The organism is uncultured Succinivibrio sp. (assembly GCF_902756765.1).
Taxonomy (GTDB): Bacteria; Pseudomonadota; Gammaproteobacteria; order Enterobacterales; family Succinivibrionaceae; genus Succinivibrio.
This window is the reverse complement of sequence record NZ_CACVSS010000174.1, coordinates 1-3,225: the sequence shown is the minus strand read 5'-3', so window position 1 is coordinate 3,225 and position 3,225 is coordinate 1. Positions and strand designations below refer to the sequence as shown.

At 37.6% G+C, this 3,225-nt stretch carries 3 protein-coding genes and 1 pseudogene; 2 read left to right on the top strand and 2 right to left on the bottom strand.

The window, feature by feature from the left end; translation table 11 throughout:
- Positions 1-53: 53 nt before the first annotated feature.
- Together QZU45_RS12095 and yfcE are read right to left on the bottom strand one after the other, a co-directional pair.
- Entirely contained in the window at positions 54-506 is a 453-nt protein-coding gene (locus QZU45_RS12095) for a YhcH/YjgK/YiaL family protein (RefSeq protein ID WP_295355646.1), read from the bottom strand.
- A 12-nt stretch (positions 507-518) separates the two neighbouring features.
- The gene (yfcE, locus tag QZU45_RS12090; RefSeq protein ID WP_295355644.1) at positions 519-1,151 is read right to left on the bottom strand and encodes a phosphodiesterase; all 633 of its coding nucleotides are present in this window, start codon (positions 1,149-1,151) and stop codon (positions 519-521) included.
- Between the two features lie 224 nt (positions 1,152-1,375).
- Between yfcE and QZU45_RS12085 the strand changes: the two genes are divergently transcribed.
- Both QZU45_RS12085 and QZU45_RS12080 read left to right on the top strand, forming a co-directional pair.
- Positions 1,376-2,977: an FGGY-family carbohydrate kinase gene (locus QZU45_RS12085; protein WP_295355642.1), complete on the top strand. Its 1,602-nt coding sequence runs from the start codon at positions 1,376-1,378 to the stop codon at positions 2,975-2,977.
- Between the two features lie 174 nt (positions 2,978-3,151).
- Positions 3,152-3,225 (top strand): annotated as a pseudogene (locus QZU45_RS12080) (IS200/IS605 family transposase); the annotation flags it as partial.

The following is a 3,225-nucleotide window of genomic DNA, read 5'->3' as shown; positions in this document are numbered from 1 at the left end:
TTGACCCATGTCAAATGTTTTTTTGTATTTTTTTTAAATTTTTTTTTGATCAGTTAAATCTTAACCTTAACAACAACCTTAACAACAGTCATTTTTTCGTTGTTATAACAAGCTCTTGGCTGATGAACTTCCTCAGGAGGAACTACAATCAGATCCCCTGCCTTAAGATTTACTTGAGTAAAGAAATCAGGAGTGTCGTAAAAATAGACATCATTATCTGGAACAGACTCATTTAGTTTACAGTCTTTGACAAGGGCCATACCAAAACTCTCTTTGCCGTCTGCAATATACTGAATATCAAAGTATTCCTTGTGGGATTCAAATCTAGCCTCAGAAAAATCAATTGTTTCGTAACGCTGAACCATTGCGAAAACACCATCCATAACGATATATTTGCCATCTTCCATGTTTTTGACATCATGCTCTGCCAACCACTTATATGCAGCTTTAAATTTCTCAGACAAATAATCATATTTTGAAACTAAATCGATAGATGTAGCTAACATTTGAAATTACTCCTAAAAGATGTATGAATTAAATAAATTACCATCAAGGTTGTACAACTCTATTGCATTTTCGCTTATCAATGCAAATCCTTTTTGAGTTCCGCCCTTTGGAATTGAGATCGAGCCCGGATTTATGTTGATAACACCGCTTTCTTTAAAAAAAATTCCAGAAACATGAGTATGGCCAGATAGAACAATATCCCCTTCACTTTCTTTAAAAAAAATTCCAGAAACATGAGTATGGCCAGATAGAACAATATCCCCTTCATTTAGACCAAGTTTTGATATCTGTTCCTTTGTTTCAATCTTGTGCAGATGACCATGAGTCAGAAATATTTTCTTTATTCCCCTTGAAGTTGAAACAACTAAATATCCGTAAGCAGCATTACAAGGGAAATCAAAAACCATTCCATCGACTTCACTGTCGCAGTTGCCACGAATTGAAATGATCTTTTCTTTAAACTGATTAAGAAGATTTCCGACATTCATCGGATCATACGAGGCAGGAAGTTTGTTTCTTGGACCGTGATTGAGAAGGTCTCCTAACAGAATTAAAAAATCACAGTTAAATATCTGAAAAAAACGCAGAGCCTGCTTTAATTCCTCAGAACCACCATGAATATCCGATAAAACCAAATATCGCATAACAATCCTTACTGTCATCGTTTTCGGTTTTTTAATAATTTTCAATAAACCGATAAAACTCTTTTATACGTTGAATTTACTATATCTACATTGAATATAAAGAAATATTATTTAAATATTTTTCTTCAAAAAGTGAGATAAATAACAACTATGCAAACGTTTGTGGTTTATAGTATGATACATACTAAATCCTTTCAACATTATAATACATAAGTGAGAATACAATGTCAGACATTAAAAATATCATAGCCGAAGGCAAAGCCATTTTAGGAATTGAGTTCGGTTCAACCCGTATCAAAGCAGTTCTAATTAATCCAGAAGATTTTAAACCAGTCGCTCAGGGAGCACATGAGTGGGAAAACCGTCTTGAAAACGGATTCTGGACCTATCATTTAGATGATATCTGGACAGGTCTTCAGGATTGCTATCAGGATCTTCTGAAAGATGTAAAAAATCAGTACGGTGTAGTTATTAACAAACTTGCATCTATCGGTTTCTCTGCAATGATGCACGGTTACTTGGCATTTGATAAGGACGGAAATCAGCTGGCTCAGTTCAGAACCTGGAGAAACGCAAACACTTCTGAGGCCGCAGCAAAATTAACAGATTTATTCCAGTTCAATATTCCAGAGCGCTGGAGTATCTCACACTTATATCAGTGTATCCTAAACAAAGAGGAGCACATCTCTAAAGTCGATTTCTTCACTACCCTTGCAGGTTATGTACACTGGAAACTAACCGGCCAGAAGGTTCTTGGCGTTGGTGATGCCGCAGGTATGTTCCCAATTGATTCAGACAAGATGGATTACAATCAGGAATATCTAAAGAAATTCAATCAACTTCTAAAAGACGAAAAGCTTCCTTATACTCTAGAACAACTTTTACCTAAAGTTTTAACCGCAGGCGAGAACGCAGGAACTTTAACAGCAGAAGGAGCTAAGTTACTTGATACTTCGGGTAACCTGCAGGCAGGCTGTCTGCTATGTCCTCCAGAAGGAGATGCCGGTACAGGTATGGTTGCAACAAACTCTGTTGCAGTAAGAACCGGTAATGTATCAGCAGGTACATCTATCTTCGCCATGGTTGTTCTGGAAAAAGCCTTACAGAAGCTTCACAGAGAGATCGACTGTGTAACCACCCCTGATGGACTTCAGGTTGCAATGGTTCACGCAAACAACTGTACCTCAGATCTTAACGCCTGGGTAGGTCTGTTTGCAGACTTCCTAAGAGCAGCTAATATTGAAATGGATACCACTACCTTATTCAAGACTCTATACAACGAGGCTCTTAATAACGGTGCACCTGACTGCGATGGCATCATTACCTATGGTTATCTGTCAGGAGAAAACATTACCAATATGCCAGAAGGAAGACCTCTTCTTGCAAGAATGCCAAATTCAAAATTCAACGTTGCCAACCTTTTCAGATCAAACCTGAATACCTCATTAGGTGCAATCAGAATCGGTATGAACATCCTAAAAGGCGAGAATGTAAAGATTGACAAGCTTCTAGGTCACGGTGGACTATTCAAAACCAAAGGTGTAGGTCAGTCAATCATGGCTGATGCTTTAAATACACCTGTATGGGTAATGACAACCGCAGGTGAAGGCGGTGCTTGGGGTATTGCCCTACTTGCAGCATATGCTACAGCTGAAAACAACAACCAGACTCTACCACAGTTCTTAGAGCAGAAAGTATTTAAGGATGCGGAAGGCTCAAAGATCGATCCTACACCAGCAGGTGTTGCAGGCTTTGATAAATTCTTAGAAAGATATGTACTTTGCCTTGGAGTTGAAAGACAGGCTGTTGAGTGCCTAAAGGCATAGTGCTTAAGTAGATAGAAAAGATTATTTTAAACGGTCGCAAATGCGACCGTTTTTTATAAATAATGCGGGCGCGAAAACCCACGGTTTTAACCGTGAGGATGATAGCCCGCATTATCTTTAAATATGAGTAGATATAATCTTAATAAAAGTCTACAAGTATGATAATATATCTTCATGAAAAATGAGTACAAACATACCAAAACAACTGTATCTTTAATTAACTATCATTTTGTGTTTTGTCCAAGATA